Origin of the sequence: Arthrobacter sp. 2RAF22 (genome assembly GCF_052115325.1) — a bacterium.
In the GTDB taxonomy this organism is placed as follows: domain Bacteria; phylum Actinomycetota; class Actinomycetes; order Actinomycetales; family Micrococcaceae; genus Arthrobacter.
In genome coordinates, this window is record NZ_JBFRGL010000003.1 from 98,178 (window position 1) to 124,249 (window position 26,072).

The window sequence follows — 26,072 nt, forward strand, 5'->3', positions numbered from 1 at the left end:
AGTGTTAATAACCCCTGTGGAAACTGTGGATAACCGTCCCTGGACCCGCAGTTCCGCGGTTAAGGCCTGTTCACGATATGTGGGTGACAGGGGTTTTAAACAGGGTGTGGACGTGGATAACCCCCAGGGCCGTTTTTAACGATCCACAGACGGCTTAAGGGTTTTAAGCCCATTAACCGCGCTTGTCCCCTTAAGTATCCACAGGCTTATCCACATGTGCCTGTTAATAAGGTATGTAGTACCTCGAGCGAGCCGACTCAGGAATCGCGTTGCTGCTGCTTGATGCGGTTGGTCAGCTCAGTCACCTGGTTGTAGATCACACGGCGCTCGGCCATCAGTTCGCGAATCTTGCGATCTGCGTGGATCACTGTGGTGTGGTCGCGGCCGCCAAGCTCCTGGCCGATCTTCGGCAGGGACATGTCGGTGAGCTCGCGGCACAAGTACATGGCGATCTGCCGTGCGGTCACCAAGGTGCGCGTCCGGGACTTGCTGCAAAGCTCTTCCATGCTGAGCTTGAAGTACTCGGCCGTCTGCTTCAGGATCTGGTCGGCCGTGATCTCCTGGGCGCCATCGTCGGTGATCAGGTCCTTCAGCACCATTTCGGCGAGGGCCACATCCACGGGCTGGCGGTTGAGGCTGGCGAAGGCAGTGACGCGGATCAGTGCGCCTTCGAGCTCGCGGATGTTGCTGGAGATCTTGGAAGCGATGTACTCCAAGGCGTCGTCAGGTGCGGACAGTCCCTCGCTCTGGGCCTTCTTGCGGAGGATCGCAATACGGGTTTCGAGTTCCGGCGGCTGGATATCGGTCAGCAGGCCCCACTCGAAGCGGGACTTCATGCGGTCCTCGAAGCCGGCAAGCTGCTTGGGCGGGAGGTCCGAGGTGATGACCACTTGCTTGTTGTTGTTGTGCAGTGCGTTGAAGGTGTGGAAGAACTCTTCGAGCGTCCGGTCCTTGCCAGCCAGGAACTGGATGTCATCGATCAGGAGCACGTCGACGTTGCGGTACGTGGTCTTGAAGCTGGCGCCTTCGTCGTCCCGGATGGAGTTGATGAAGTCGTTGGTGAACTCTTCGGAATTCACGTAGCGCACCCGGATGCCGCTGTAGAGCCGGCGGGCGTAGTGGCCGATCGCGTGCAGCAAGTGCGTCTTGCCGAGTCCGGAGTCACCGTAGATGAACAGCGGGTTGTAGGCCTTTGCCGGTGCTTCCGCGACCGCGACGGCGGCAGCATGGGCGAAGCGGTTGGAAGAGCCGATAACGAAGGTGTCAAAGACGTACTTCGGGTTCAGCCGGCCGAATTCGTGCGAAGTACTCGGCGGGGTGGGCTGTGGCTTGGATTCCACGGCCAGGTCGTTCACGGAGGAGAGTTCGACGGCGGGGGCCGGCTCTTCGTGGATGGGCACTAGATCCGTGTCGACGTCGATCGCGCACCGGATGTCGTCGGAAAAGACGCTGCGGAGGGCGTCATCGAGGGCGTCCTTGACTTGCGTCTGGAGAACCTCGCGGGTCAACTCGTTGGGTACGGCCACCAGGAGCGTGGAGCCGATCAGGCCCTGTGCCTGGGCAAGGATAACGAAACCACGCTGCCGGGGTGTGACGCGATCGTCTTGTTCCAGCAGGCTCAGCACCCGCCGCCAGGAACTTCCGACCGTGTTGGCGTGGTTGGCTTCGTCTACCGTCATCAATTGGTTCCCTCGAGTGCTTGCTTGCCTGGATTGCGGCAGCCGAAGGTCCAAACCATGAGTGGATTCCGAACCGAATCCACAGGGTTATGCACAGTCCGTGGATAATCGGCTACTGAGACACTCTAGGGGATGGAAACTCCAGAAGATAGCTGGGAAGAGGCTTGTGGATAATTACACGGTTGTGGTTCTGAAACGGGGTCTGTGACCGGCTTCATCCACAGGCTGGGGGTGTACTTAGCCACAGCTGGGGATAGCGGGCACCGAGGCTCCCAGTTTGACCTTGGGGGTCTTTTTGCCCTAACGTTGTGAAGTCCTATGTGTCCGCTTTTTGACCACCCGCACTTCCGGTAAATCCGGCGTTGGGCGGCGGCGGATACTCAATAAACTTAGCGTCGGCCAGTTCTTCCCCTTTTGATCGGGTGGGCGCACCTTTGATCCACTGGAGTAACTAACGTGAGCAAGCGGACTTTTCAGCCGAATAACCGCCGTCGGGCCAAGAAGCATGGCTTCCGCCTTCGTATGCGCACCCGTGCCGGCCGCGCCATCCTGGCCGCCCGTCGTGGCAAGGGCCGCGTCGAACTGTCGGCCTAAATAACTGACTCGTCGGTCAGCCTTCCAAGCGAGTCAATAGGTGCTAGCCACCCGTAACCGTCTGCGGACTTCTACCGACTTTTCAACAACTGTACGTTCCGGCGTCCGCAATGGACGCCGGAACTTAGTGTTATATACGGCACCTATCGGTGCCGGAGAACCGAGCCGCATCGGCTTCATCGTTTCCAAAGCTGTCGGGAACGCTGTGACCAGGAACCTCGTTAAGAGGAGACTGAGAGAAGCAGGTGCTTTGTCCTTGAAAAGGCATGGCACGGGTCTTGCTGTTGTGGTCCGGGCGTTGCCGGCGGCTGCGACGGCGAGCTGGGACCAGCTGCTGACGGATTACAACGCCGCCTTGGCGGCAACCACGAAACGGCTCGGCGGATCCTCTCCGCGGGTTGTTTCGCCCACCCAGGGCACCACAACGGAAGGGACACCGCGTGCATGAGCTGAGCTCCGCCGTCGTCCGCTTCTTTAGAGTCGCTCCGAGGATCCTCGGAACATTTCTGTGGGAGCTGCCGCGCAACGTCCTCATCATCTTGTTGAAGACGTACCGCAAGATCATCTCTCCCTTATACGGCCAGGTATGCCGGTTCTTCCCATCCTGCTCGGCATATGCCCTCGAAGCGGTGACGGTACATGGTGCCGTCAAGGGAAGTTGGCTCGCAGTGCGGCGCCTTGCGCGGTGCCACCCCTGGAACGCCGGCGGCGTGGACCACGTCCCCGCCGGACATCGTCACTGGCCCGAAGGCCAGACGCCCACAATTGTTGTACTGAACAACCCGGACCAGTTCCTGGCTGTGTGGTCTGATGAAGACGGTCGCCGCACAGCGGCCTGAGGAAATAGGGAAAACGTATGGACATCTTTGGAACAATTCTGGCCCCGTTCAAGTGGCTAGTGTCCGCGATCATGCTGGGGTTCCACGACGGGCTGAGTTTCATCGGCCTGCCGCCGGAAAACGGCTGGACCTGGACACTGTCCATCATCGGCCTGGTGCTGGTGATCCGTGCCGCCCTGATCCCTGTCTTCGTCAAGCAAATCAAGGCACAGCGCGGTATGCAGCTGCTTCAGCCCGATCTGAAGAAGATGCAGGCGAAGTACAAGGGGAAGACGGACCAGCTCTCCCGCCAGGCGATGGCGCAGGAACAGATGGCGCTGTACAAGAAGCACGGCACCAACCCGTTCTCCGCTTGTTTGCCCATGCTGATCCAGATGCCGTTCTTCTTCGCGCTGTTCCAGGTGCTTTCCGGTATTACCCAGGCCCGCCAGGCCGGCCAGGGTATTGGAGCCTTGAGCCATGAGCAGGTGGTGCAGTTCGACGAATCCAGCATCTTCGGCGCTCCCCTGTCCGCGTCCCTGCTTCACGGCGGCCCTGCGGGTACCGACCAGACGGTTGTGTGGATACTCTCCATCGTGATGATCCTGGCCATGACGGCGTCCCAGTTCATCACGCAGAAGCAGATCATGGCCAAGAACATGTCCGAAGAGGCCATGGCCAGCCCGTTCATGCGCCAGCAGAAGATGATGCTGTACATCCTGCCGCTCGTCTTCGGCGTCGGTGGCATCAACTTCCCGATCGGTGTGCTCATCTACTGGACCACTACCAACCTGTGGACCATGGGCCAGCAGTTCTTTGTCATCCGCCGCATGCCGACGCCGGGATCCCCCGCAGCCAAGGCACTCGCTGAGCGTCGCGCCGCCAAGGGCCTGCCGTCCATCCCGCTCCTGGGTGGCAAGAAGGACGCAGACGTCGCTGCCGAGGTGGCCGCCGTCGAGGTCAAGGCACAGCAGCGCATCCAGCCACAACGTAAGAACAGGAAGAAGAAGTAATGTCTGTTGAAAGCACCGAAGAGGCAACGGCCGCTGCCGCCGAGGAATTGGCAGAAGCCACAGAAGAAACTTCCGAAGAGGGCGCTGCTGCCGGTAAGGGCACTTCCGTGAGCCGCCTCGAGGAAGAGGGCGACGTCGCCGCAGACTACCTTGAGGAACTTCTCGACATTGCCGACATCGACGGCGACATCGACATTGAGATCCGCAATGGCCGCACCTACATCTCGATCGCAGCCGAAGACGACTCCGAGGGCCTTGAGAGCCTGGTAGGACGCGACGGTGAAGTGCTCGAAGCCCTTCAGGAACTCGCGCGCTTGTCCGTGCTGTCCGCGACCGAAAACCGGTCCCGCCTGGTGCTCGACATCAATGGCTACCGCAAGGAACGCGCCGGCGATCTGCAGCAGATTGCCGAAGACGCCGTGGCGAAGGTCAAGGAAACCGGCGCCCCTGTGGCACTCGAACCCATGAGCGCCTACGAACGCAAGATTGTGCACGACGCTGTTGCGGACCTCGGTTTCGTCTCCGAGTCCGAGGGCGAAGGCGTCGGCCGCCACATCGTGGTTTCGGCCGACTAACGGATCATGGTTGAAATCACGGCAGCCGAACTGCAGGCGGCAGAGAAGATTTTCGGTGACCGGCTTGGCCTCGCCCAGCGGTACGTAGAACATTTGGCGACATCGGGAACCGAGCGCGGGCTGATTGGCCCGCGCGAGGTTCCCCGCCTATGGAGCCGGCACGTTCTCAATTGCGCCGTCATCGAGTCCGCGATTGCCCACGGAAGCCATGTTGCGGACGTCGGTTCCGGTGCGGGGCTTCCCGGCTTGTGCTTGGCGATTGCACGTCCCGATCTTGAACTCACGCTGATCGAGCCGCTGGAGCGGCGCGTCATTTGGCTTCAGGAAGTGGTGGACGACCTCGGGCTGGGCAACGTCACGGTCATGCGCACCCGCGCCGAGCTCGCAGTGGGCATGGTCGACGCGGACGTTGTCACGGCGAGGGCTGTCTCTGCCCTGTCCAAGCTTGCCGGCTTGACCATTCCTTTGCTTAACGGCAAGGGTGAAGTGGTTGCGATCAAGGGCCGCAGTGCTGCCGAGGAGATTGAGCAAGCAGCAAAAGTGATCCGCAGGCTCGGCGGCGTGGAAACGTCCGTTGTGGTTTGTGGGCAGGAGCTCCTGGAAGAACCCACCACAGTGGTGAGGATCGTCGTTAACAAACAGCGGAAGATCGCTTAGCTTCGGCGCTGTGTCCCGCGTGTCCGCAACTGAGCGGTTAAGCTAGAGAACGGCAGCTAGAGCCGAATGAGAGTGAGAGTGTGACAGTGGGCAGTAGCGAAACCTCCACCCAGCGGATCCCGCCATTTATTTCCTTGGGGTCGGCTCGGGCCATGGCTGCACCCTCGGCGTCTTTTGAATCTGCGCTGATGCGTACGAATTCGGTTGCGAACGCCGCTGTTTCACGTGAAACGCTGATCGTCGGACACGACAACGTCATGGACTCCATCGACGACTCCAGCCCTATCGCGCGGCAGCTCGCCAACGAAACCCGACGGCGCGAGCGCCTGGTGGGACGCGAGCTTCCCAAGCCGGAGAAGACCCGCATTTTCACCGTCTCCAATCAAAAAGGCGGCGTCGGAAAGACCACGACGACGGTCAATATTGCGGCTGCCCTCGCTTCCGCTGGGCTCAACGTCCTGGTGATCGACATCGATCCTCAGGGAAATGCGTCCACCGCGCTGGGTATTGAACACCACGCAGACGTCGACAGCATTTACGATGTGCTGATCAACGACCTTCCGCTGCGTGACGTTGTGGCTCCTTGCCCTGATATTCCGAATCTCATCTGTGCGCCGGCGACCATTCACTTGGCGGGCGCCGAAATCGAACTGGTCTCCCTCGTGGCACGCGAGCAGCGCCTGCGCCGGGCAATCGATGTCTATTCGAAGGAGCGCGCGAAGAACGGTGAAGGTCGCCTGGACTTCATCTTCATCGACTGCCCGCCCAGCCTGGGCCTGCTGACCGTCAACGCCTTCTGCGCGGCCAGCGAGGTACTCATCCCGATCCAGTGTGAGTACTACGCCTTGGAGGGCCTGAGCCAGCTCCTCAAGAACATCGAAATGATCCAGAAGCACCTCAATGCTGATCTGGTCGTTTCCACCATTCTCCTCACCATGTACGACGGCCGCACCAATCTGGCCGCGCAGGTGGCTTCCGAAGTCCGTCAACATTTCCCGAACCAGGTTCTTGGCGCAGTGGTTCCCCGCTCCGTGCGTATCTCGGAGGCTCCGAGCTACCAACAGACGGTAATGACCTACGATCCGTCTTCCAGCGGCGCGTTGTCCTACATGGAAGCCGCCGCGGAAATCGCCGAGCGCTAGACTTCCTTAATCACTGCAATATCCTTGGCGGGCTCTATTCTTGCCATTCCACCGGAGGGACATACTAATGAGCGAAAAGCGACGAGGCCTGGGTAGGGGTCTTGGGGCTCTCATTCCCAGCTCCGCTTCGGCCGGTGCATCGGGCAATGGCGTTCCGGCGTCCCGCCCCGTGGACCTCTTCTTCCCTGAGGCGCGCAAAGCCCCGGAGACGCTGGATACGCCTGCGGTGCCTGAAACCGAAGTAGCGAAGAGTTCCCCCTCTCGAGGCTCTTCGGCCAAGAGTACGACGGCGGCAAAGACGCCTGCTGCGAAGTCGCCATCCGCGAAGGTCACCACTGATGAAGACCCGTCCGCGTCCGAACCGTCCGCGGCTCCTGCCGCTGCTGCTGGGAAAGCAGTTTCTGAATTCGCTCTGACGGAAGCGTCCGAGGTCCAGCTGGTCGAGGTTCCCGGCGCGCGCTTTGCCGAAATCCCGGTCGGGGACATTCATCCCAACCGCAAGCAGCCCCGCAGCGTCTTCGATGAGGACGACATGGCGGAGCTGGTTCACTCCGTCAAAGAAATAGGCGTTCTCCAGCCAATTGTTGTACGTACTTCAACCGAAAAGGGTGGAGAACCGTATGAGCTGGTGATGGGTGAGCGTCGATGGAGGGCTGTACAGGCCGCCGGGCTCGAAACTATCCCGGCGATTGTCCGCGATACCAACGATGACGACCTCCTCCGTGATGCTTTGCTGGAGAACCTCCACCGGAGCCAACTGAACCCCTTGGAAGAAGCAGCTGCTTACCAGCAGCTCCTGGAAGACTTCGGCACCACACACGAGCAGCTGGCTGATCGAATCGGACGTTCGCGTCCCCAGGTGTCCAACACGCTCCGTCTCCTCAAGCTTCCTCCCTTGGTGCAACGGCGCGTTGCAGCCAGCGTGCTCTCGGCCGGCCACGCTCGTGCGCTGCTCGCTCTCCCGGACGCAGCCGCGATGGAGCGTCTCGCTCAGAAGATTGTCTCCGAGGGTATGTCCGTACGGGCTACCGAGGAAGCAGTCGCGTTGTACCAGGATCCTACGGTGCCGCCCAAGAACAGCATCCCGCGCCCCAATGCACGCCATGAGCGTCTCGACTACCTTGCTTCCTCCCTTTCGGATCGACTCGACACAAACGTCAAGATCACCTTGGGTGCGCGTAAGGGCCGGGTCAGTATTGAGTTCGCGAGCGTTGAAGATCTGAACCGCATCATGGATGTATTGTCGCCCGGGGACGAAGGCTAGTCGCTGGATCTCTACGGAATCGGGGTTTGCTTCTAAAGAGGCAAGCCCCCTTTTTCGTTTAACGGTCGATCGAGGCGGGAATCGACATTCGGAGGATATCCGGCCACGTTTATCGCGCTGACTGGCGACAATTCGCTCCGCGGATGCCCTCGATGTGCATCCGGGGGCTGTGGATGGCTTTTGCAGCAAACTGGGATCCGTTGCCCTTTCTGCAAACGGGGTCAGGTGACGGCTGCCCTTGCCTGGAATGGAGCGAGCCGCCACCCGCGCTTCTCAACGATGCTTCGCTGTAAGACTTTCCGCTGCGTCTTATCCCTCGTATGTGGCGCGCCTTCGCGCCCGCGGGGTCGGCGGCAAGCGATCTTCCCGTTTGGAACGATCGGGGCTGCTGCGGATCTAGTCGGGTGTTTCACGCGAAACGAACAGACTTTAGTGCACAGGAGGGCAGGAGTCCGCTTATCGTTGACCGGATGAGCTGCAATTCGAGTCTCTAGTAGGCGATTGAATACTTGGGTGCCTTCTTCGCTGCATCCCTTTCGCACTGATTGAGAGTTCGCCTCCGCTCCTGGCGTGTTCGAGATATGCTCCTTCATGCCTGGCCGGCAGGTTCCTTATGGGCCCATACCCCGGCGTTTCACGTGAAACAACACAGCTTGCCGGCCTTCAGATCGACCGTCACCCGGATCTCCCTCGGCTAGAGCGCAGGGGCTTCGCCAACACTTCGCTGCGGACTCAGGTATCTGCTGTCCTGGATCGATTTGTTCTCTGGCGTTCGGTTCGGCTTCGTCCCCTTCTCTCGTGTTGTACCCGCGCGAGACGGACTTGTGGACAAGAGCTGAACAACGTCCAGCTGACATGTCGTGCGCGCAGAGATCGCGACCATGCCGATCAACGGCACCCGGGATTCAGGGATGGTTCAGAATGCGGGAGCAGCCAGTTAGGGACTCCTTCCCCGCACAGCAGTGGCCACTGTTTCACGTGGAACAGGAAGAGCACCAGACGGGGCCTCGCATAGCTGGAGTTCGGCTAATCCCCGTGAGCTTGGTTGGTTAGGACACTAGTCTGTCAGTGGGCCTGTAGGCAGTGCTTCTTTAAGTGGATAGCGACTTGCTCTGTTTCACGTGAAACGAAGCGGCGCAGTCTGGGCTGTGGTGTTCAGGGCGAGACACCCAAGGTAATTGGTAGTCAACTCGCAGAACGACGTGAATCCCCAAGACGCGGCTTCGTAGCGTGTCTCACCGGCTGGTGGTTTTCCGCTTTGGTTCTTTCAATTCACCGTCCATAAGGTGATGCTTCGGCATTTCGGCGCCGGCATCTGGCCTGTCAAAGGAGCTGGCGCTCTGGCCTAAAGCCACTGAGCGAAACCTCCAGATGGTGGCGATGGCCCGATGATGCCTTCGCATCCGCCATTCTCGAGCGCCGAACTGACTCCTCTCGGCGCTAGCCTCCCCCTGCGGTGGACTACGATCACACTCAGCGCCAGGCCAGTTGGCTGCGCGCGGAAGGCCAAGAAGTAGTTCTGTTGGGCGCTTGATGCCGGCAATCGCGCGTCCGTTCAGCTTCCTCCTCCAATTCCCCTCCAGCGTGAGGTGGGCTTCAATAGCGCTCTGCTCGCGTCAGGTGCAGGCGGGTGCGCGGCTCACTGTGGCGGTTGGGCACCAATAGATGCAATGCAGAAAGGTGCTCTGCGAGTCTTGAACGCCGAAGGATCAGGGGCCGGTCACGGTGTGTGGGAAGGTCGCGGCGGAGTTGCCTCCGACAGCGCAGCGTCACGTGAGGGGTTGTAGTTCTCTTGCCGGAGGTGTCTGTCGCATGCGTCGACGACCGATGACGGCAAGCGTAAGGTTCGGATCGAGCCCATGCTGAACCCTCGTGAACTCCGACACATGCGACGCGCGGTCGAGGTCGGCGCTCGGATACCGCTTCCCTGTTTGGATACAAGGTGAGATCGATACAAGCAAAGTGCCCTCTGGGTAGATTGCATCTCGCTCCGGAACAATAGGCCGGTCCGGTCTGGGTAGACATCAACGTTGTTCCATGCCCGAAGCAGGTAAGCAGGCAAGACTGCTCACAAACGTCCCGGCCCGTGGGATGGAAGTCGTCCAATTTGTGCCGCCGGCTCGGGCCGTGACTCAAGGACCGGTAGGGTCAGCGGATCCAGACGTAGCCTCACCGCATTCCCTCTGTACGCCTGAACTCGCCGGCTTCGTGGGTAGGAGTGTTCTCGTTGGAGCTGAGACCAGCTTCCATGCCGGGAGTCGGACTGGTGATTCGTGCCCTTGTACTAGTCGCGTGATCGCCGGGAAGGAGTTGAAGGAGCGTCTGGTCCCCCAGGCTCGTAACCAGAGTGCGCCCTCGTGCCTTGAATGTGGTCTTACTGCCTCCGGGCCCAACTCTTGCGTCGCAGCGCTTTCGCTGTGACGGTTCTTTCGTTGGCTCACGCGTTCGCGTTATGTGAGTGACGCGAGGCAAGGTGGATGGTCGTCAACCCATGCGGAGGAACAAGTATGTTGTTGAAAGCACTGGAAGCGGTGACGCGCTTGAACCTGGACCCGACACGGCATCCTCGTGCTCGCGCGAATCAGGTGGGTGTGGCTTTGAGCACTGGTTAGTGATGCGCAGTGTTTGCGTCCGCTGGTTCACATGACCATCCGAATTCTGGGGTAGTACGCGGACCGGTCTCTCAGCGCGTCATCGAAGGAACACTGAGTCTGCCCCGGCCACTTCATTCGGAAGATCGGCTGGAAATATTGACGGTTCTAAGGGCTGACGATGACGCAAGATGGAAGCGTCGTGTGGAGCTGGCTCCGTGTACGAAAGTGAAGATTTGCTCCGCCCGCAGGATGTGTACACGTCCTGCGCCACAAGAAGCCGCTGTTGAAAAGTCTGAGAGCAGCGGTGGATATCTCTGTGGATAACTTTGTTGATAAGTCTGCCAGGTTTAAGTGTAGACAGCGAGCATCGTCTGGGTCTGTATCTGGCTGGCGGTCATAGTCCTTTGAAGCTCGTGTTCTTCGATCGCTCTGTTTCACGTGAAACAGAGCCATGGTCTTGAAGCTGGCCATTTTCATCCGAATTTGGCCTGATTTTGGGCGGTTGATCGCCCTTTGCGAGCATTTCGGGCCCGCGTTCGATCTGATTTGACCTGCGGAGCTGGATGTCGCCTTGATTCGCACTGGTCGCGCCCAATACGCGGGTAGGAGGAGTTGTTCGAACTGACCCATTCATGCGGTGGATATCGCTGTGGATAACTTTGTGCATAACTTCTGACTGAACGGTGGATATCCGGCGCAGCCTCGACGCAGCCGCTGCGGAAGGCCGTCCCATGTTGGGGACTAGTATCGCCACTTTGATCGCCTATTGACGGGACCCCACGGGCTCCCAAGCCTAACGTGACCGGCGTTTTGAGCGGCCGGACATAGTCATGTTTCACGTGAAACGACGTCAGCCGACGGAGAAATTCTCGACCCTCAAGGCGGTACCGAGACGTCTCGGATGCAGGTCTGGGAGTACATCAACATGGGCCTTGGACGAAGGCTGGTCCGCCGAGTTAGTGTCCGTCCACGGGACCAGCGAGTAGTCGCGCCCGCCTTCGATCTAGATCGAAGGCACGGACGCTTGTCCTGGGTCCAGCTTGAGTCCCACTTTCACGGGCGAAAGATCGGTGGACGATCGCCATGTACGCGCGACGAGCGAATCCTCAGCCATGGGATCTGTGGTCCGATCTTCAGCCTGTACAACCGGGCGCACCTTACGCTCCAGGATGTGCACCGGTCCTTCAATACGCGCTAGACGTTTCGCGCCCCGCAAGTACCGAATGCCCTTCATCGCCCCCACGTTCCGCGCTCCCCGCGGTCGAATCGGACCGTTCCCACTCCTGTCTGTGCCGGCTGTTTAAGCTCATGGAAGCGGTGTCAGGGCGGCCTGCCCAAAACCTATGCGGTGTCCGCGGTTGCTGCGTGTCTGGATGATCACCCCCACGAGCCCGCAGTTGGTGTCTGAGTGCCTCCGCGCTGTGAGGCCGCCAGGTCGGAAGGAGGGGCAAATTCAGCCGAAGTCCAGGCAATAGTTCGCCCAGCGGAGGTCCGTCGTCGGTTCTGGGCTCGGGGTTTATGAACAAGCACCACTGTTCCCGGTTCGATGCAGAGTTGCCTACGGTGCGGTACTGAGTTGCCTCGGACGACTGTCCGACGTTGGAATTGCGCGTGGAAACTGCCGGACGAGCTTAGTGAGCGGGAGCGTGGCTTCAGCCAGACCGGACCCCATGCCAATTCGAAACACGATCTGTCCATCGGGCCTAGCCTTCGAGAGGCAGCCCGCCACGCTCGGGCATGGTTCGGTCGCCTGGTCAGGATTCAACCCCCACAATGACGTGAAGGGGGCAAATGGACGTCTGTTATGGCGTGCCGTTTTCCCGGCCGCCGCCCCCGCAGGAGGTGGATGCAATGCTGTTCTTCTTACCCTGTGCGAATGATGGCTACTCGAGAAGATCCGGGCGGCTGGCCTGAAGGCGCAATCTTCAATGTCGCCCTTGTGGGTTCACCATGCAAGCTGCCCTCGAAGGCAGGCGCGCGGCCGGCGACAGGCGCGCGCGCATCTGAACCCGCGGCACGCGCTACGGTCAATTCACGGTCCAAGAAGCCAACGTCACGCTGCGAGATGCCAAACATCAGTCCTGGCGCCATTGAGAGAGATGTCTCTGCACAATGCCTTCCCGCACGCCTCACGGTGTATCCAGCCCAAGTGCACCGGTGGATCATCTTCTCTCAGTCCCTTGTCAGCAGCCTTCTTTAAAGTCTCCGATCGGAAAGCTACTGCGGACGCTGCACAGGAAGGGACTGAGTCCTTAGGCGCGGAAGCCCGCATATATGCAGACAGACACCCTAAATTGATTGGTCGCGGTTCTAAACACCGGTTTACGCAGAAACTAGGCGCCTCGATGCATCATCGCGTCACCGAAGGCGCCGTCTGGACACACCGGGCAGTGCGTGCGACGAGGGCGCCGTCTGGATACGCCGGGCAGTGCGTGCGACGAACCCAAGACCCAGGCTAATTGCCTTGGCATCCGCAAGATGAAGCGGAGACTACCAAGGACCAGTCATCCCGCGAGTGGGAACTGAAGCTTCTCTCGGCCATGCGTGAGTCGCCGTGTTGACGCATGTCGCGGTGGGACCTTACGCGCGAATCGTCCGCCCGCCCGCACCCAGTCAGCCCGAGTGATGTGCGGGATGCTCTCCGGACAGATCGCCGTTTCACGTGAAACATGAAGCACGGAAGGGCGCGCTGGTGATACGCATATGTACCGGTGTCGAATGGCCCGGAGCGTGCACGTGCACTCAACAAGTGGTGATTCCAAGTGGCGAGCAGGAAGCGGCGTTCAATGGTTCCGAGGAAACGGGAACCTAGCCCAACTTGAGTGCGGCAGCGCTTGAGCCCGCCAGCCCGGAACGTGCCCGCAGCTCTCGTATCGATCAGCAATTGCGTTTCACGTGAAACCGCGTCAGTTTCTGATTTCATGCATTTCTGGCCACTCGGAATTGGAAACCGACGCGCAGTTCGAGGACAAGAGTCGGTAGCTACGTTTCACGTGAAACGGTGGGTGTACCGAGTGCAAAAAGGTACCTGTCTGGAATTGATTCAATTTGGGAGCTTTCCTAGATCGTATGAGTGGACAACGCGGTTTCACGTGAAACAGTGGAATGAAGGACTTCGTCGTTGACCGATCCCGCGGGCCACGCAGGTGTGTGGACCCCTCGGCATCGGTCCTACCTTAGGAGACTCGACAGTAGTCCCCCTGTCCCCTTGCTCTTTGCCGTACTTTCCCGGCAATTGCCCCACCACTGCCCGGTTCCAGCTCAGCAACGGACCCCACGACTATCTATGCCGTCTCCCAAAAGAACTGCCTGTTTTGAAATTGAAATAGGTCACAAACGGCGGAGCCAAACTTAGGACAGCCGCCGCGCGTACCAGTGACCACCAATACCCCAGCAATCACCACCGGCGGCGAGGCTTTGGACCCAGGACCGTGTGCCCGAAGGCACGAAAAAGCCGGTGGCCTTCGCTCAAGAGCGAAAACCACCGGCCGAATCAGAGGCGCCCGCTAAGGGACGCCAGACGTCCTAGGACAGGACGGATTCAAATTCCTTTTCGAAGAACTGCTTCGGCTTGGCGCCGATCACCGTGCTCTTCACTTCTCCCCCACTGAAGAGGTAAACCGCCGGAATAGACGTGATGCCGTATTCAGCGGCGATGGCTGGGTTGTCGTCGACATTCAGTTTGACGACATCGACCTTGTCTCCGTACTGGACAGAGATCTCGTCGAGGATGGGACCCAGCTTGCGGCACGGGCCGCACCACTCTGCCCAGAAGTCCACAATGACCGGCTTTTCAGCGGCCAGGACGTCGGTGCTGAAACTGGCGTCGGTAACGTTTTTAGCGTTGCTCATAATTCTTTCCCTTCGAATGGATGGCTGCTGTGCCGATTAGGCGTGCAGGTCTGCAAGATAGTGCTCGACGTCCAGGGCCGCGACACAACCGGAACCAGCGGCTGTGATGGCCTGCCGGTAAGTGGGGTCCACTACGTCGCCGGCGGCGAAGACGCCCTTGATGCTGGTCTTGGAGCTGCGGCCGTCGACGGCGATGGTGCCTTCAGGAGCGAGCTCCAGCTTTCCCTTGACGAGCTCCGTGCGGGGATCGTTGCCGATGGCCACGAAAACGCCTGTGACGGCGAGTTCGGACTCGGTGCCGTCGACGAGGTTCTTCAGCTTCAAGCCGGTCACCTTGTCCCCACCGATGACGTCCTCGACGGCGGTGTTCCACACGAAGTTGATCTTCTCGTGGGCCTGGGCGCGGTCACCCATGATCTTGGAAGCCTTGAGGGTGTCGCGGCGGTGCACCACCGTGACGGACTTGGCGAACTTGGTGAGGAAGAGCGCTTCCTCCATGGCAGAGTCGCCACCGCCGATCACTGCGATGTCCTGGTCCTTGAAGAAGAAACCGTCACAGGTTGCACACCAGCTCACGCCGTGCCCGGAAAGACGCTTTTCATTCTCGAGGCCGAGCTCACGGTATGCGGAACCCGTGGAGAGGATGATGGCACGTGCCTTGAAGGTCTCCCCCGTGGCGATGGTCACGGACTTGATGTCGCCGTCGAGGTCCAGTTCGGTGACGTCCTCGAACTGGATTTCAGTCCCAAAGCGTGCCGCCTGCTTTTCGAAGCTCTCCATGAGATCAGGTCCCATGACGCCCTCGGGGAAACCGGGGTAGTTCTCGACGTCTGTTGTGTTCATCAGTTCGCCACCTGCAGTCACGGAACCGGCGATGAGCAGCGGGTTCATGTTGGCGCGTGCCGTGTAGACGGCCGCCGTGTAACCGGCAGGCCCTGAGCCTACGATGATGACATCACGTACGTTGGACGCGGTGTTTTCTGCGTTGCTCACTGGTGGGTGAACCTCTTCCTTAGTCGATGCACCGGATCCTTGCGGCCGGCCACATGGCACAACCCTATGTCGGCGCGGAATATTCCGATGTTCCCGGGGACCCTAATATCCGCCACCATTCAGGGTACCTTCCGGGAGCACAAGGCATCGAAGGAGCAAGACTCCGTTACCGGAGTTGACGGCCGCCCGGGACGCACGCGCCCCAAGCTCCCAGCGGAAGCAAACGCCAGAGCGGTGACAAGCGGCCGAAGGGTCTTCCCGCCGTCGGCTACTGGACCTTGATCTCCGCAAGGCGCAGGCCGAAACCGTAGCGCGTCTTCGGCGCGGTCAGCTTGGGCAGGGACTTAATGGAGATGATGACGTATTGGGCCGTTACAGGGGAACTGAGCGGCATGGTGAGCTCCGGTGAGGTGAAGCTGTTGGTGCCAACCAATTTGGCGCCGTCCATAGCCGGACGATCGTTGGTATAAACGTTGATGTTTCCACCGGAAGCGCCCAACTGGCTCAATGTGACGGATGTCACTTGCGAGGGTGCCTTGAGCTTGACGAGCAGCGAAACTCCATCAGGAGCGAGTCCACCCCAGTCCGCAGTGGCGAACTCCATGTCCGACCAGTAACTCGCGGCATTGCCGTCGTAAGCCTTGACCAGGTCTTTGTCGTAGGTCGCAGCGAACTCGAAATCGCCCATGCGAGTGACTCCATCAATGGCCGGAGGCGCTGCGACCGGAGGTGCTGATGCGCTGCTGCTCGGCTGGCCGGTCACCGTTTGGGACGCTGTGGAGGATTGCTTGGCAGCAGGCGGCCCGCCGGGGATCAGGTTGCCGAGGTTGGTGACTGCCAGGATCAAACCCACGATCAAGACGGCGGCAAGGACCCCGCCCACGAGCCAACGGAAGGAACGGGGCTCGCGTACTGGTTCCTCGTCGTAGTATTCGTCCTCGTCGAGCGGCTCTGCCTGCTCACGCGCAGTCGACGGGAAGCTCGATGCTCCTCGGCTGTATCCCCCGGTAGCGGCAGCCGCTTCGCGGGAAGCGCCTGCGCCGCGGGAGCGGGCGTCGTCGTTAACGAAGCCGTAGTCGTCTTCGGACCAGAGGGAGACCTTGGATTCCTGGGCCGGGTTCGCTGAGGTAGGCGCCGGAGGGGAGGACGCTTGAACAGCCTGCGTGGCAGGGGGCGCCTGGATTTGCTGGGGAGCGGTCCGGTTAGACTCATCGGCCCGGTTCGATGGGGCGGCAGCCGAAGCGGATCCGGGCCCCCCGGAAGGTGCGGCTTCGACGTCGTCGCTGTTTGACTTGCCGGTGCCCTTAACGGCGGCCGCGGCCGCAGCGGCAGCCGCCCCTGCTCCGGCTGCCGCAGCGGCGATCCGGGAACCGATGCCTCCCGGGGCCGACGCCGGCCGGCTGGCGGGCATGGGAGGAACCACCGGGCGGCGCGGGTCCGCGGGTGACGCGGCGCCTGGTAGTGGTTCGCCGGCCGGATTCGGCTCGACCTCGTCGTAACTGATGTACTCGGCGTCGTGCTCTTCGTCGTCGTACAGTCCGTCGTAGGTCTCGGGCTCGTGGGACCGGGCCTGGCCGAAGATCTCGCTGCCGAGGGTGTCCGTGAAGAACGGTTCGACGTAAGGCGGGTTGGTAGCCACCACGAGGTCCAGCAGGTCAGGAGCGCTGCTGTGGTTGGTGATGAGGTACGTGGTGCTGTCGCTGACGCCGAGATCGAGGATCTGGACATGCCCGGGCCGTTCGCCAGTGGCTACCTCGCGGGCGCTCTTGGCAACCTGATCGGCGTTTCCGGGGCCCGCCACGAGGATGCTGACGGGTCTGTTGAGGACCTGGTCCACGCCGTCGAGCACCAGATCTTGGTCGTGCGAAGTCAAGACGGTGGCTGTGACTTTGTAGCGGCCGCCAAGCACTGATCCGACATCGATCGGGTGGGACACGGGTTCCTCCTATGACTGTCCGGAAGCTGCGGGTCCTGAATACGGGATCCGGCCAGCCGGGTGACCCGTGGTCTGCAACTACCTGTATTAGTTTCTGATCCTAGCTGATTGGGCCGTTCTGGCTCCCGGTTTGCGAGGATGCGTCACCTTTTGCGGCGGGGTCCACCGCGGAAATAGGGGTTGTTTCCCAGCGTCCCCTGATAGGTGCGGCGGCCGGGCAACGGGATGCCTGGGCGGCCTGCGGCCCCCTGCGCGGTGCTGGGGATGTCTTCATCGGGCAGGTATGCCTTCTCGACGTCGGACCAAGCGTCCACCTTATCTTTCCCTTCGGCAGTAGCTCCATCGCGGACGTCATCCCACCCGTCCTTGGAAGGGATTGTCTGCAAGGCGGGTCCGGCGCGGAAGGATGCGGCGTCGAACTCGCCCGAGATGCGCGGAATGAGCCCGGTGTCGTCCGAAACTGTGGCGCGGACCGCCGTCGTGGGCTGCTTTCCGCCCGCGGACGGTGCCTTGGCGACCGGAACTCCCCGGCCGAGCCGGCCGAGCACCGGGCGGAGCAAATCGCGCAGCTCACTGACGTGGAAGACGCGCAGGAGGAACAGATACGCAACGAGCATGACGGGGCCGACGACGACCACCGTCACCAAAGCGGCGAGCCTGCTGCTCCAGGCGAAGCCGTCAGCGTGATAGCTGCCCAGGAGCCATAGGGCCAAGGCGCCGGCGATCGCCGATCCCAGAGCGGCGTAGCCCATGCGAATGTACGAGTTTGCGATCCGGGGGCCGTCCACGTGGCCGAGGAGGCGACGCAGGAACCAGACGCTGATGACCACGGAAAGGATATTGCCGAGCGTATACAGGACGGCGATCGCGAAGATGATCCGGCCCACCGGCAGGAATTGGATGATGAACGCGCCCACAACGTTGAGCAGGGCCAGCATGAGCTGGATGTAGAAGGGCGTCCGGGCGTCTTCGTTGGCGTAGAAGACCCGGGACATCATGAAGTTGGCGCTCATGAACGGCGTGCTCAGCGCGAGGATCGTCAGCGTCTGGGCGAGCATGACGCCGTCCTGGGGGTTCCCGCCGGAGAAGAACATGCCCAGCGGTCCGGCGAGGGCGAACAGGGCCAGTGCCCCGAAGACAGTGGCGACGGCCATGGTCCGCAGCCCGTGCGAAAGTGCTTCGCGGAGCTCGGCTTTGTTGCCTGCCTGGGAGGCGTGGGCCATCCGGTTGAACAGCACCGTGGCGAGCGACAACGCGATGATCGAGTGCGGGAGCAAGTACAGCTGGCTGGCGACTTCCAGGACCGCGTTACCGGGGAGGGTGGCGGCAGCAGGGTCCCCTTCGTGCGCCAGGCGGAGCCGCTCGGAGCCGGGAATCGTGGCAATCCTCATGACGTAAAGGAAAGCGAGCTGCCCGACGGCGGCGGTCAGGAGCGTCCAGACGCTCAGTTTTGCTGCCTGGCCCAGTCCCACGCCCCGCCAGCCGAAACGCGGCCGGAGCCCGAGCCTCAGGCGGATCACCGGGACGAGGAGTATGGCGGTCTGCGCGATCACGCCGACGGTCGAGAATCCCGCGATCAGGAAGGTCTGGAAAGGTCCCCAATTGTCCAAAGTGTGGGGGTTGGTGATGTTGGCGCCGAGGATCCAGATGAACATGCCCAGTCCAGCGATGGCCACCACATTGTTCAGGATCGGCGCCCACATGGCGGGCCCGAAGGCGCCGTTGGCGTTGAGGACCTGGGTCAGGAGCGCATACAAACCGTAGAAGAAGATCTGCGGCAGGCAATAGAACGCGAAGGTTACGGCCAGCGATTTCTGCTGGGGTGAATAGCCCTGGGTCGTGAGGTCGATAACGATCGGCGCGGCCAGTGTGACCAGCGCCGTCAGCGCCAAGAGAACCAGCACCGCCAGCGTCAGGAGCCGGCTGATGTAGTCCGCGCCGCGGTCCGGGCCCTTGCTGGCTTTGATGATTTGCGGGACAAGCACGGCGTTGAACACACCGCCCGCCACCAGGAGGAAGATCAGGTTGGGCAGGTTGTTGGCGTTGATGAACGTGTCGTTAACCGTCGATCCCAGGCCCAGCGCGGCGCCAAGCATCCAGGTTTTGGCGAAGCCGAGGAACCGTGAAACGAGCGTCCCTGCGGCCATGACGGCGCTGGAACGGGTTTCTCCGGACTGGGTTGACTGGGTTGTTTTGGCGGCAGACATTGTCATTATCGTCCCATGAGCCGGGCTGCCTGATGCGTCAAGACCATATAAAAGGCCGCGTTAGAGGTGTTCGGGCAGGACTTCCCGGGCAAGATCGGCGATGCGCCGCTCATTGGGAAAGGACAACTTGCGGGCCAATTCCTGGAGCGGAACCCAAGCGGCATCGATGGCCTCTTGGTCGGGATCGTTCTCGATGGTCAGCTCTCCGCCCGTCGCACGCAGGAGGAAATGGTGCACCGTTTTGTGCACGCGGTGCCCGCTTACGGTGAACCAGTAGTCGATGCTGCCGAGCGGAGCGAGGACGTTGCCTTCGATCCCGGTCTCCTCCGCAATCTCGCGCACGGCTGCTTCTTCGTTGTTTTCCTTGCCCTCCGGGTGCCCCTTCGGCAGGCACCACTCGAGCCGGCCACCCCTATTAAGGCGGGCGATGATCGCAACCCTCAGTTCGCCGTCGGACGTGTCCACTACGACGCCGCCGGCGGAGACTTCTTCCACGGTCGGAAGGGCGGCCTGTGCCGGGTGCGGAGCGGGCGCGACGTGGGCACCAATTGCCGACGGCAATGGTGCGTTCGTCCTCCTGCCAGGAGCACTCGGGATCGGGTTGGCCATGAAGTCCACTCTAACGACTCTTGCCCGTTGGTGATGACCGGGACATGGACTCAGGGTGACGTGCGGATGGCGTTCGGCCGTGATCCCGGTGCAGTCGCCATGCAATCGCAGCGCAATGACAAGGATCCGGTGGGATGGCGCAGCGAAATCTGACAAGCTTAAGGAACTATGGCGCAAGTATTGGACAGTTCTTCAGTTAATTTCCAGATGGATCCAGTGGTCCTGGACCTCGGCCAGCGGTTTGTGGACGCTGGCTTCGAACTGTCGCTGGTTGGCGGGCCCGTGCGTGACCTCTTCCTGGGCCGTGTTTCGCCGGACCTGGATTTCACCACCGACGCCACGCCGGACCAGACCCTTTCCATCATCAAGAGGTGGGCCGACAATTTCTGGGAGATCGGCCGCGCTTTTGGAACGATCGGGATGAAGAAGTCCGGCTTCCAGATCGAGATCACCACCTACCGCGCCGAGGCCTACGACGCCGATTCCCGCAAGCCCGCGGTGGCCTTCGGCTCCTCGCTCCTGGACGACCTCCTACGCCGCGACTTCACCATCAACGCCATGGCGCTCCGGCTGCCCTCCTTGGAACTCGTGGATCCATTCGGCGGGGTCCGCGACCTCCACGCCTCGGTGCTTGCTACCCCTGGCTCTCCCGAATCGTCATTCTCCGACGATCCCCTGCGCATGATGCGTGCTGCCCGCTTTGCCGCGCAGCTCGGCGTCGCAGTGCACGACGACGTCCGCCTCGCCATGTCCGGCATGGCCGAGCGGATCAAGATCATTTCCGCCGAACGCGTGCGCGAGGAACTCGTCAAGCTCGTCAACGGTGCGCACCCGCGTGCGGGCATAGACCTCCTCGTGGAGACCGGACTGGCCGAATTCGTCCTCCCCGAGGTTTCCGCGCTGCGCCTTGAAGCCGATGAGCATCACCGCCACAAGGATGTCTACCAACACTCCCTGCAGGTCCTGGAGCAAGCCGCGTCGCTCGAGACGGGCCCGGACGGCCCGGCGCCTGGTCCGGACTTTGTGTTGCGCTTCGCCGCGTTGATGCACGACGTCGGCAAGCCGGCGACGCGCCGTTTCGAACCGGGCGGCGCGGTGAGCTTCCGCCACCACGACATGGTGGGCTCCAAGCTGACCGCAAAACGCATGAAGGCCCTGCGCTTCGACAATGACACCATCAAGGCCGTGGCCCGGCTTGTGGAGCTTCACATGCGTTTCTACGGCTACGGAGACGCGGGCTGGACCGATTCCGCGGTCCGCCGTTACGTCGCCGACGCCGGCCCCTTGTTGGAGCGCCTGCACCGACTCACCCGGTCCGACGTCACCACGCGTAACCAGCGCAAGGCGGAGCGGCTCTCTTTTGCCTACGATGACCTTGAGCAACGGATTGAGGTCCTGGCCGAACAGGAATCGCTCAATGCCATCCGGCCTGACTTGGACGGAGCGCAGATCATGGCTTTGCTGGGACTCAAACCCGGGCCCGTGGTTGGCCGCGCCTACAAGTTCCTGCTGGAGGAGCGCATGGAAAACGGTCCGCTGTCCCAGGAGGAGGCCGAGTCCAAGCTCCTGGCGTGGTGGGCCGGGCAACCCGAGTCCGCCGTCGAACTTTCATCGGAACCAGCCGTCGATGCCAAAGCAGGCACCGCCGAACCAGAGGAGTCCTAAGTGAACCCTGCAGCCAAGCCTTCCCGGCCACAGCTCTGGATCATGCGTCACGGCGAGACCGAATGGTCCAAGAGTGGCCAATACACCGGTTTGACGGACCTTCCCTTGACGGTGGAAGGCGAACAGCAGGCGGTGGAAGCCCGCAAGATCCTGGAAGGCATCGACTTCGACCTGGTCCTGACATCGCCGCTGCGCCGAGCCCGGCGTACCGCGGAGTTGGCGGGCTTCCCCGACGCCGTTCATGAACCGCTCGCTGTGGAGTGGAACTACGGCGACTACGAAGGCATCAGCTCGGACCTCATCCGCAAAGACAACCCTGACTACCTCATCTGGTTCGACGGCGTTCCCAACGGCGAGACTCTCGACTCCGTGGCAGCCCGTGCCGACAAGATCATTGCCCGCGTCCTCGAGTCCGGAATGGACAACGTCCTGATTGTGGCCCACGGCCATTTCTCCCGCATCCTCACGGCCCGCTGGCTTGAATTGGATGCCCGGGAAGGACGCCATTTTGTCCTGGGAACAGCCAAAGTTTGTACCTTGGGATGGGACAAGCGGACGCCTGCCATTCTTCGCTGGGGACTGTAGGAAGAATTAATTTCTAAATTCTTTGTAATTGGCTGGTCAACAGTGCGATTCATGGTGTAACTTTATTTTTGATCCCAGAGCGATTCGCCGGGATTGAGGCGTGCACTATCCAGTCAGTCAACTGCGGTAGTGCCAAAGCAGAAAAGGAGGTTGGGAAAATGATTACTTTGACTAGCGGATGGAAGATGACCGTTGCTGGCACCCCGGCCTTTGCTGCTCGACGCCGTTTTGCGGCCTAACTCCCCCTGATGTACTTCCTCCCCTGATTCCTCGGGGCGGTTCACAGTGCAACAGGCTTCGAGTCGGGCCTGCCATGAGCGGTATCACGCGATCGACGTGGTGCGCAGTTTCCTCATAGTTCGGAACCAGCTTCTTGTTGGGGACGGCTGCCCCCTGGATACCAGGTACCGGAACTCCACGCTTCGGTACTGTTTACGGTCATTCGATAGATCCGCTTAATCCACCCACCATCGCCGGCATTCACATGCCTAATTCCGCCTTTGTTTTCTTCGAATTCAGGGGGGCTTAATTGTCATGCCCGAATTCCGGCAATTCTCTTCACTACGAAAGGAGGTGAACCTTGGCCAAGCGCCTCAAGGACCTGATGGTCTTCAACGGCAAGCCCGTCGTCAAAGACAAGACCCTCTTCAACGGACAACTGCTGGATCAACGCCGCGAAGATGTCTACGTCGTCCTGCACCAAATGGGCATCATCCGCTAAGTGTCCCCCCACCATTGCACTTCAGGAGGGACTGATGGCACACATCGGACCGTTCGCCTCGGAAGCCCACGCGGCTATGCGTGGGCTTCCGCCTTTTAATGGCCCGAGTTGGGAAGGGCTGTCCTCGGCCGGATCCCGTCCCCCGCGCCTGCGCTAAGCTCGATTCCATGCAGGAGACGAAGCCGCACAGCCAGGAAAAACGTGCTCGCTTTGTGGTTCCCAGCCGTAGTGATTCCTTGCTCAGGAGCTTCACCGAGTTGATCGGAGGACCCCTCGGGCAGCGGTCCTCGCCTGGAGCGGTCTCCCCGGGATTCTTCACGGTTGAACGGGTCCTGATTATCCTCACGATCGTTGCGGCACTCCTGTCGATACTGATCAAGGGCTATTGCCGCGTTAACGGCTGGCACACTCCGCAGCAGTTCTACGCCACCTGCTACTCGGATTTCCCCGAACTTTTCAGCAGCCGGGGCCTTGCAGATGGCGTGTTTCCGCTCTTCGACCAGAAGGCCCTCTTCGAATATCCCGTGATCACCGGGCTGATAGCGGGTATCACTGCATGGCTCGTGCCAGGGCGCGGTGCCAGCCCGGACCGGATCCTTGGCTATTTCGATGTGAATGCCACGCTGATTGCGGCCATGTGGATCGTGGTTGTCCTGGCCACCGCACGCATCAACCGGCGCCGGCCGTGGGACGCGGCCATGGTGGCCCTGGCGCCCGGGATTGTGCTGGCCGGAGTCATCAATTGGGACATGTGGGCGGTGGCCATGCTTGCGGTGGGGATGTACTTTTTCGCTAAGGAACGTCCCGTCCTGGCCGGTCTGTTCATCGGTTTGGGGACGGCAACCAAGCTCTATCCGCTGCTCATACTGGGCGCAGTTCTTCTGCTCGCGCTACGCACCGGCCGGCTGCGGGTCCTGTTTGTGACCACCCTGGCCGCGACGGTGGCTTGGTTGGCAGTCAATGTGCCGGTCGCAGCGGTCAATCCGGCCGGCTGGCGCTACTTTTTCGACTACACCCGCGATCGCCCCGCGGGTTACAGCTCGCCCTGGTTCGCCTACAACCTCGTTGCGGAGCGACTTCAACTGGTGCAGCTTGGCCCGGAAGCCATCAATGCCCTGGCGATGGACATGTTCCTCATTGCCTGCGTTTTGATTGCTGGATTGGCGCTGACAGCGCCACGGCGCCCGCGGCTAGCCCAGTTGACGTTCCTGATAGTGGCGGCCTTCATCCTGAGCAATAAGGTCTATTCGCCGCAATATGTGCTCTGGCTAGTGCCATTGCTGGCTTTGGCGAGACCCAACTGGCGCGATTTCCTGCTCTGGCAGGCCGCCGAGGCGTTGCATTGGACCGCCACATGGATGTATCTGGGCCAGACGAGCAGCGGCGGGGCCGCGCAGAACAATATCGATATGCCGTATTACGTCATGGCCGTGATGCTACACATGGCCGCGACGGCATATTTGATGCTGCGGGTTGCGTGGGACATCTGGGAACCCCATCTGGATCCCCTCCGAGTCCAGGGGGTGGATGATCCTCACGGTGGTGTGTTCAACGGGGCCCAGGATTGGTTCCGGATAGACCTCAAGAGTCCGGCGGCATCAGTGCTGCCTTGGCGGAGGGCGACTGTGCTCTCGGGTGCGTCCCGGGCGACTGACCACGCCGCGCCGCCCGGGCACGACTCAGTGCCGTCTACGCACGGCGAGGCCGAACGCGATGGCTGAGGTCGCCGTCGTCGGCTCCGGACCGAACGGCTTGGCCGCAGCGGTAGTCATGGCCCGCGCGGGACTGGCTGTACGGGTCTACGAGGCCGCCGAGACGATCGGTGGGGGCACGCGGACGGCAGAACTGCTGGAACCGGGGCACGTCCACGACGTCTGTTCCGCGGTCCATCCGATGGCGCTGGCTTCGCGTTTCTTCCGGGAATTCGAACTCGAGCGGCGCGTGGAGCTGCGTTTGCCTGAGGTCCAATACGGAACTCCGCTCGACGGCGGCAGGGCAGCCCTCGCGTATCGCTCACTGGAGCGGACCGCTTCTGAACTCGGGGCCGACGGAGCTGCGTTTACGCACCTGTTGGGACCGCTGGTGGAGCGGCTCGGCGGGGTGCTGGACGTGACGCAGAACCAATTGCTGCGGATGCCTGCCGATCCGGTGGCGGCGTTGCGACTCGGCCTTGCAACCTTGGAGCAGGGTTCGCCGTGGTGGAACCGGCGCTTCGCCGGGGATGCGGCTCCCGCACTCCTGACCGGGGTCGCGGCGCACGCCGTCGCTCCCCTGCCTTCGCTCGCTGCCGCGGGGGCGGGACTCCTTCTGGGTGGGTTGGCTCATGCCGGCGGGTGGCCCATTCCCGTTGGTGGCTCCGTTGCTATTGCGGAGGCCATGGTCCGGGACATCGAGGCCCACGGCGGAGTGATTGAAACCGGGGTGCAAATAGACGCACTGCAAGAGTTGCGTCCCGCGAAGGCGATCCTGCTGGACGTTGCGCCCCCAGGACTGCTGCGCATGGCGGGTGCGGCGCTTCCCGATCGCTACCGGCGGTCGCTTGAAACATTCCGTTTCGGGAATGCAGCGTGCAAGGTCGATTTCATCCTGTCCGGGCCGGTGCCTTGGGCAGCTCCGGGGCTGGCAGCCGCCGGGACAGTGCACGTGGGTGGCACGCGCGCCGCTATGGCCGAGGCCGAGAACTTGGTAGCGGCCGGCCGACATCCCAAGAAGCCCTACGTCTTGGTGGCCCAGCCCTCCATCGTGGATCCCGGGCGGGCCCCCGCTGGGCGGCACATTCTCTGGTCCTACTGCCACGTACCCAAGGGTTCGACCACGGACATGGCCGAGGCGGTCATGTCCCGGATCGAGGAATTCGCGCCGGGCTTCCGCGACGTGGTGGTTGGCTGGAAGACGACGACGGCGGCAGGCTTGGCCGGCTACAACGCGAACTATCTAGGCGGCGATTTCAGCGCGGGCGTTATGGACATTCGAGGGCTCGTGCAGCGTCCCGTGCTCTCTCCGGTACCGTGGCGGACCCCTTTGCCGGGGGTGTATTTGTGCTCCTCGTCCACGCCCCCAGGACCCGGAGTAACAGGAATGCCCGGGTATCACGCTGCCAAATATGCCTTGAAGGACATGTTTGGACTGCAGGTACCCGGGCTGGGTTTGGGCGCGTAACCCCTCGAC

Annotated in this window: 19 protein-coding genes; 13 read left to right on the forward strand and 6 right to left on the reverse strand. The window is 61.5% G+C overall.

Annotated elements, in window-relative coordinates:
- Positions 1-257 precede the first annotated feature (257 nt).
- A complete protein-coding gene (gene dnaA, locus AB4068_RS05085) occupies positions 258-1,679 on the reverse strand; it encodes a chromosomal replication initiator protein DnaA (RefSeq protein WP_059388864.1) in 1,422 nt (473 codons plus the stop codon).
- A gap of 456 nt (positions 1,680-2,135) precedes the next feature.
- On the opposite strand from dnaA, the gene rpmH reads away from it, so the two are divergent.
- The 8 genes from rpmH (at position 2,136) to AB4068_RS05125 (ending at position 7,742) form a co-directional block, all read left to right on the forward strand.
- Complete coding sequence (gene rpmH / locus AB4068_RS05090; RefSeq protein WP_011776797.1) at positions 2,136-2,273, forward strand: 50S ribosomal protein L34; 138 nt, start codon at positions 2,136-2,138, stop codon at positions 2,271-2,273.
- Positions 2,274-2,313: 40 nt separating this feature from the next.
- Positions 2,314-2,721 carry a ribonuclease P protein component gene (gene rnpA, locus AB4068_RS05095; RefSeq protein WP_084784496.1) on the forward strand — a complete coding sequence of 136 codons (408 nt, stop codon included), beginning with the start codon at positions 2,314-2,316 and terminating at the stop codon, positions 2,719-2,721.
- A gap of 1 nt (position 2,722) precedes the next feature.
- Positions 2,723-3,112 carry a membrane protein insertion efficiency factor YidD gene (gene yidD, locus AB4068_RS05100; RefSeq protein ID WP_306963491.1) on the forward strand — a complete coding sequence of 130 codons (390 nt, stop codon included), beginning with the start codon at positions 2,723-2,725 and terminating at the stop codon, positions 3,110-3,112.
- Positions 3,113-3,129: 17 nt separating this feature from the next.
- Complete coding sequence (gene yidC, locus AB4068_RS05105; RefSeq protein ID WP_059388863.1) at positions 3,130-4,104, forward strand: membrane protein insertase YidC; 975 nt, start codon at positions 3,130-3,132, stop codon at positions 4,102-4,104.
- Positions 4,104-4,679, forward strand: coding sequence for a Jag family protein (locus AB4068_RS05110; protein WP_441432827.1), 576 nt, complete (start codon positions 4,104-4,106; stop codon positions 4,677-4,679). Before yidC ends, AB4068_RS05110 begins: the two co-directional genes overlap by 1 nt.
- Positions 4,680-4,685: 6 nt before the next feature.
- Positions 4,686-5,336, forward strand: coding sequence for a 16S rRNA (guanine(527)-N(7))-methyltransferase RsmG (gene rsmG, locus AB4068_RS05115; RefSeq protein WP_059388861.1), 651 nt, complete (start codon positions 4,686-4,688; stop codon positions 5,334-5,336).
- Positions 5,337-5,422: 86 nt separating this feature from the next.
- A complete protein-coding gene (locus AB4068_RS05120) occupies positions 5,423-6,478 on the forward strand; it encodes a ParA family protein (protein WP_253257323.1) in 1,056 nt (351 codons plus the stop codon).
- A 67-nt stretch (positions 6,479-6,545) separates the two neighbouring features.
- On the forward strand, positions 6,546-7,742 hold the full coding sequence (locus AB4068_RS05125; protein ID WP_441432828.1) for a ParB/RepB/Spo0J family partition protein: 1,197 nt from the start codon (positions 6,546-6,548) through the stop codon (positions 7,740-7,742).
- 6,119 nt (positions 7,743-13,861) lie between these two features.
- Here the strand turns inward: AB4068_RS05125 and trxA are convergent.
- The 5 genes from trxA to AB4068_RS05150 form a co-directional block, all read right to left on the reverse strand.
- Positions 13,862-14,188 carry a thioredoxin gene (gene trxA, locus AB4068_RS05130; protein WP_059388860.1) on the reverse strand — a complete coding sequence of 109 codons (327 nt, stop codon included), beginning with the start codon at positions 14,186-14,188 and terminating at the stop codon, positions 13,862-13,864.
- Positions 14,189-14,224: 36 nt separating this feature from the next.
- Entirely contained in the window at positions 14,225-15,181 is a 957-nt protein-coding gene (trxB, locus tag AB4068_RS05135) for a thioredoxin-disulfide reductase (protein ID WP_306963420.1), read from the reverse strand.
- 268 nt (positions 15,182-15,449) lie between these two features.
- Positions 15,450-17,117 carry an ABC transporter substrate-binding protein gene (locus tag AB4068_RS05140; RefSeq protein WP_441432829.1) on the reverse strand — a complete coding sequence of 556 codons (1,668 nt, stop codon included), beginning with the start codon at positions 17,115-17,117 and terminating at the stop codon, positions 15,450-15,452.
- Between the two features lie 143 nt (positions 17,118-17,260).
- Positions 17,261-19,324, reverse strand: a complete 2,064-nt coding sequence (murJ, locus tag AB4068_RS05145) for a murein biosynthesis integral membrane protein MurJ (RefSeq protein WP_306963492.1) — start codon at positions 19,322-19,324, stop codon at positions 17,261-17,263.
- 60 nt (positions 19,325-19,384) lie between these two features.
- Positions 19,385-19,885, reverse strand: a complete 501-nt coding sequence (locus AB4068_RS05150; protein ID WP_059388857.1) for an NUDIX hydrolase — start codon at positions 19,883-19,885, stop codon at positions 19,385-19,387.
- Positions 19,886-20,101: 216 nt separating this feature from the next.
- Between AB4068_RS05150 and AB4068_RS05155 the strand changes: the two genes are divergently transcribed.
- The 5 genes from AB4068_RS05155 (at position 20,102) to AB4068_RS05175 (ending at position 26,063) form a co-directional block, all read left to right on the forward strand.
- The gene (locus AB4068_RS05155; RefSeq protein ID WP_441432830.1) at positions 20,102-21,598 is read left to right on the forward strand and encodes a CCA tRNA nucleotidyltransferase; all 1,497 of its coding nucleotides are present in this window, start codon (positions 20,102-20,104) and stop codon (positions 21,596-21,598) included.
- Entirely contained in the window at positions 21,599-22,183 is a 585-nt protein-coding gene (locus AB4068_RS05160; RefSeq protein WP_059388855.1) for a histidine phosphatase family protein, read from the forward strand.
- Between the two features lie 580 nt (positions 22,184-22,763).
- Positions 22,764-22,904 (forward strand): hypothetical protein, encoded by a 141-nt coding sequence (locus tag AB4068_RS05165; protein WP_172465581.1) that lies wholly within the window; start codon positions 22,764-22,766, stop codon positions 22,902-22,904.
- Between the two features lie 167 nt (positions 22,905-23,071).
- A complete protein-coding gene (locus AB4068_RS05170; protein ID WP_306963423.1) occupies positions 23,072-24,625 on the forward strand; it encodes a glycosyltransferase family 87 protein in 1,554 nt (517 codons plus the stop codon).
- Positions 24,618-26,063: a phytoene desaturase family protein gene (locus AB4068_RS05175; RefSeq protein WP_441432831.1), complete on the forward strand. Its 1,446-nt coding sequence runs from the start codon at positions 24,618-24,620 to the stop codon at positions 26,061-26,063. Before AB4068_RS05170 ends, AB4068_RS05175 begins: the two co-directional genes overlap by 8 nt.
- Positions 26,064-26,072: the final 9 nt, after the last annotated feature.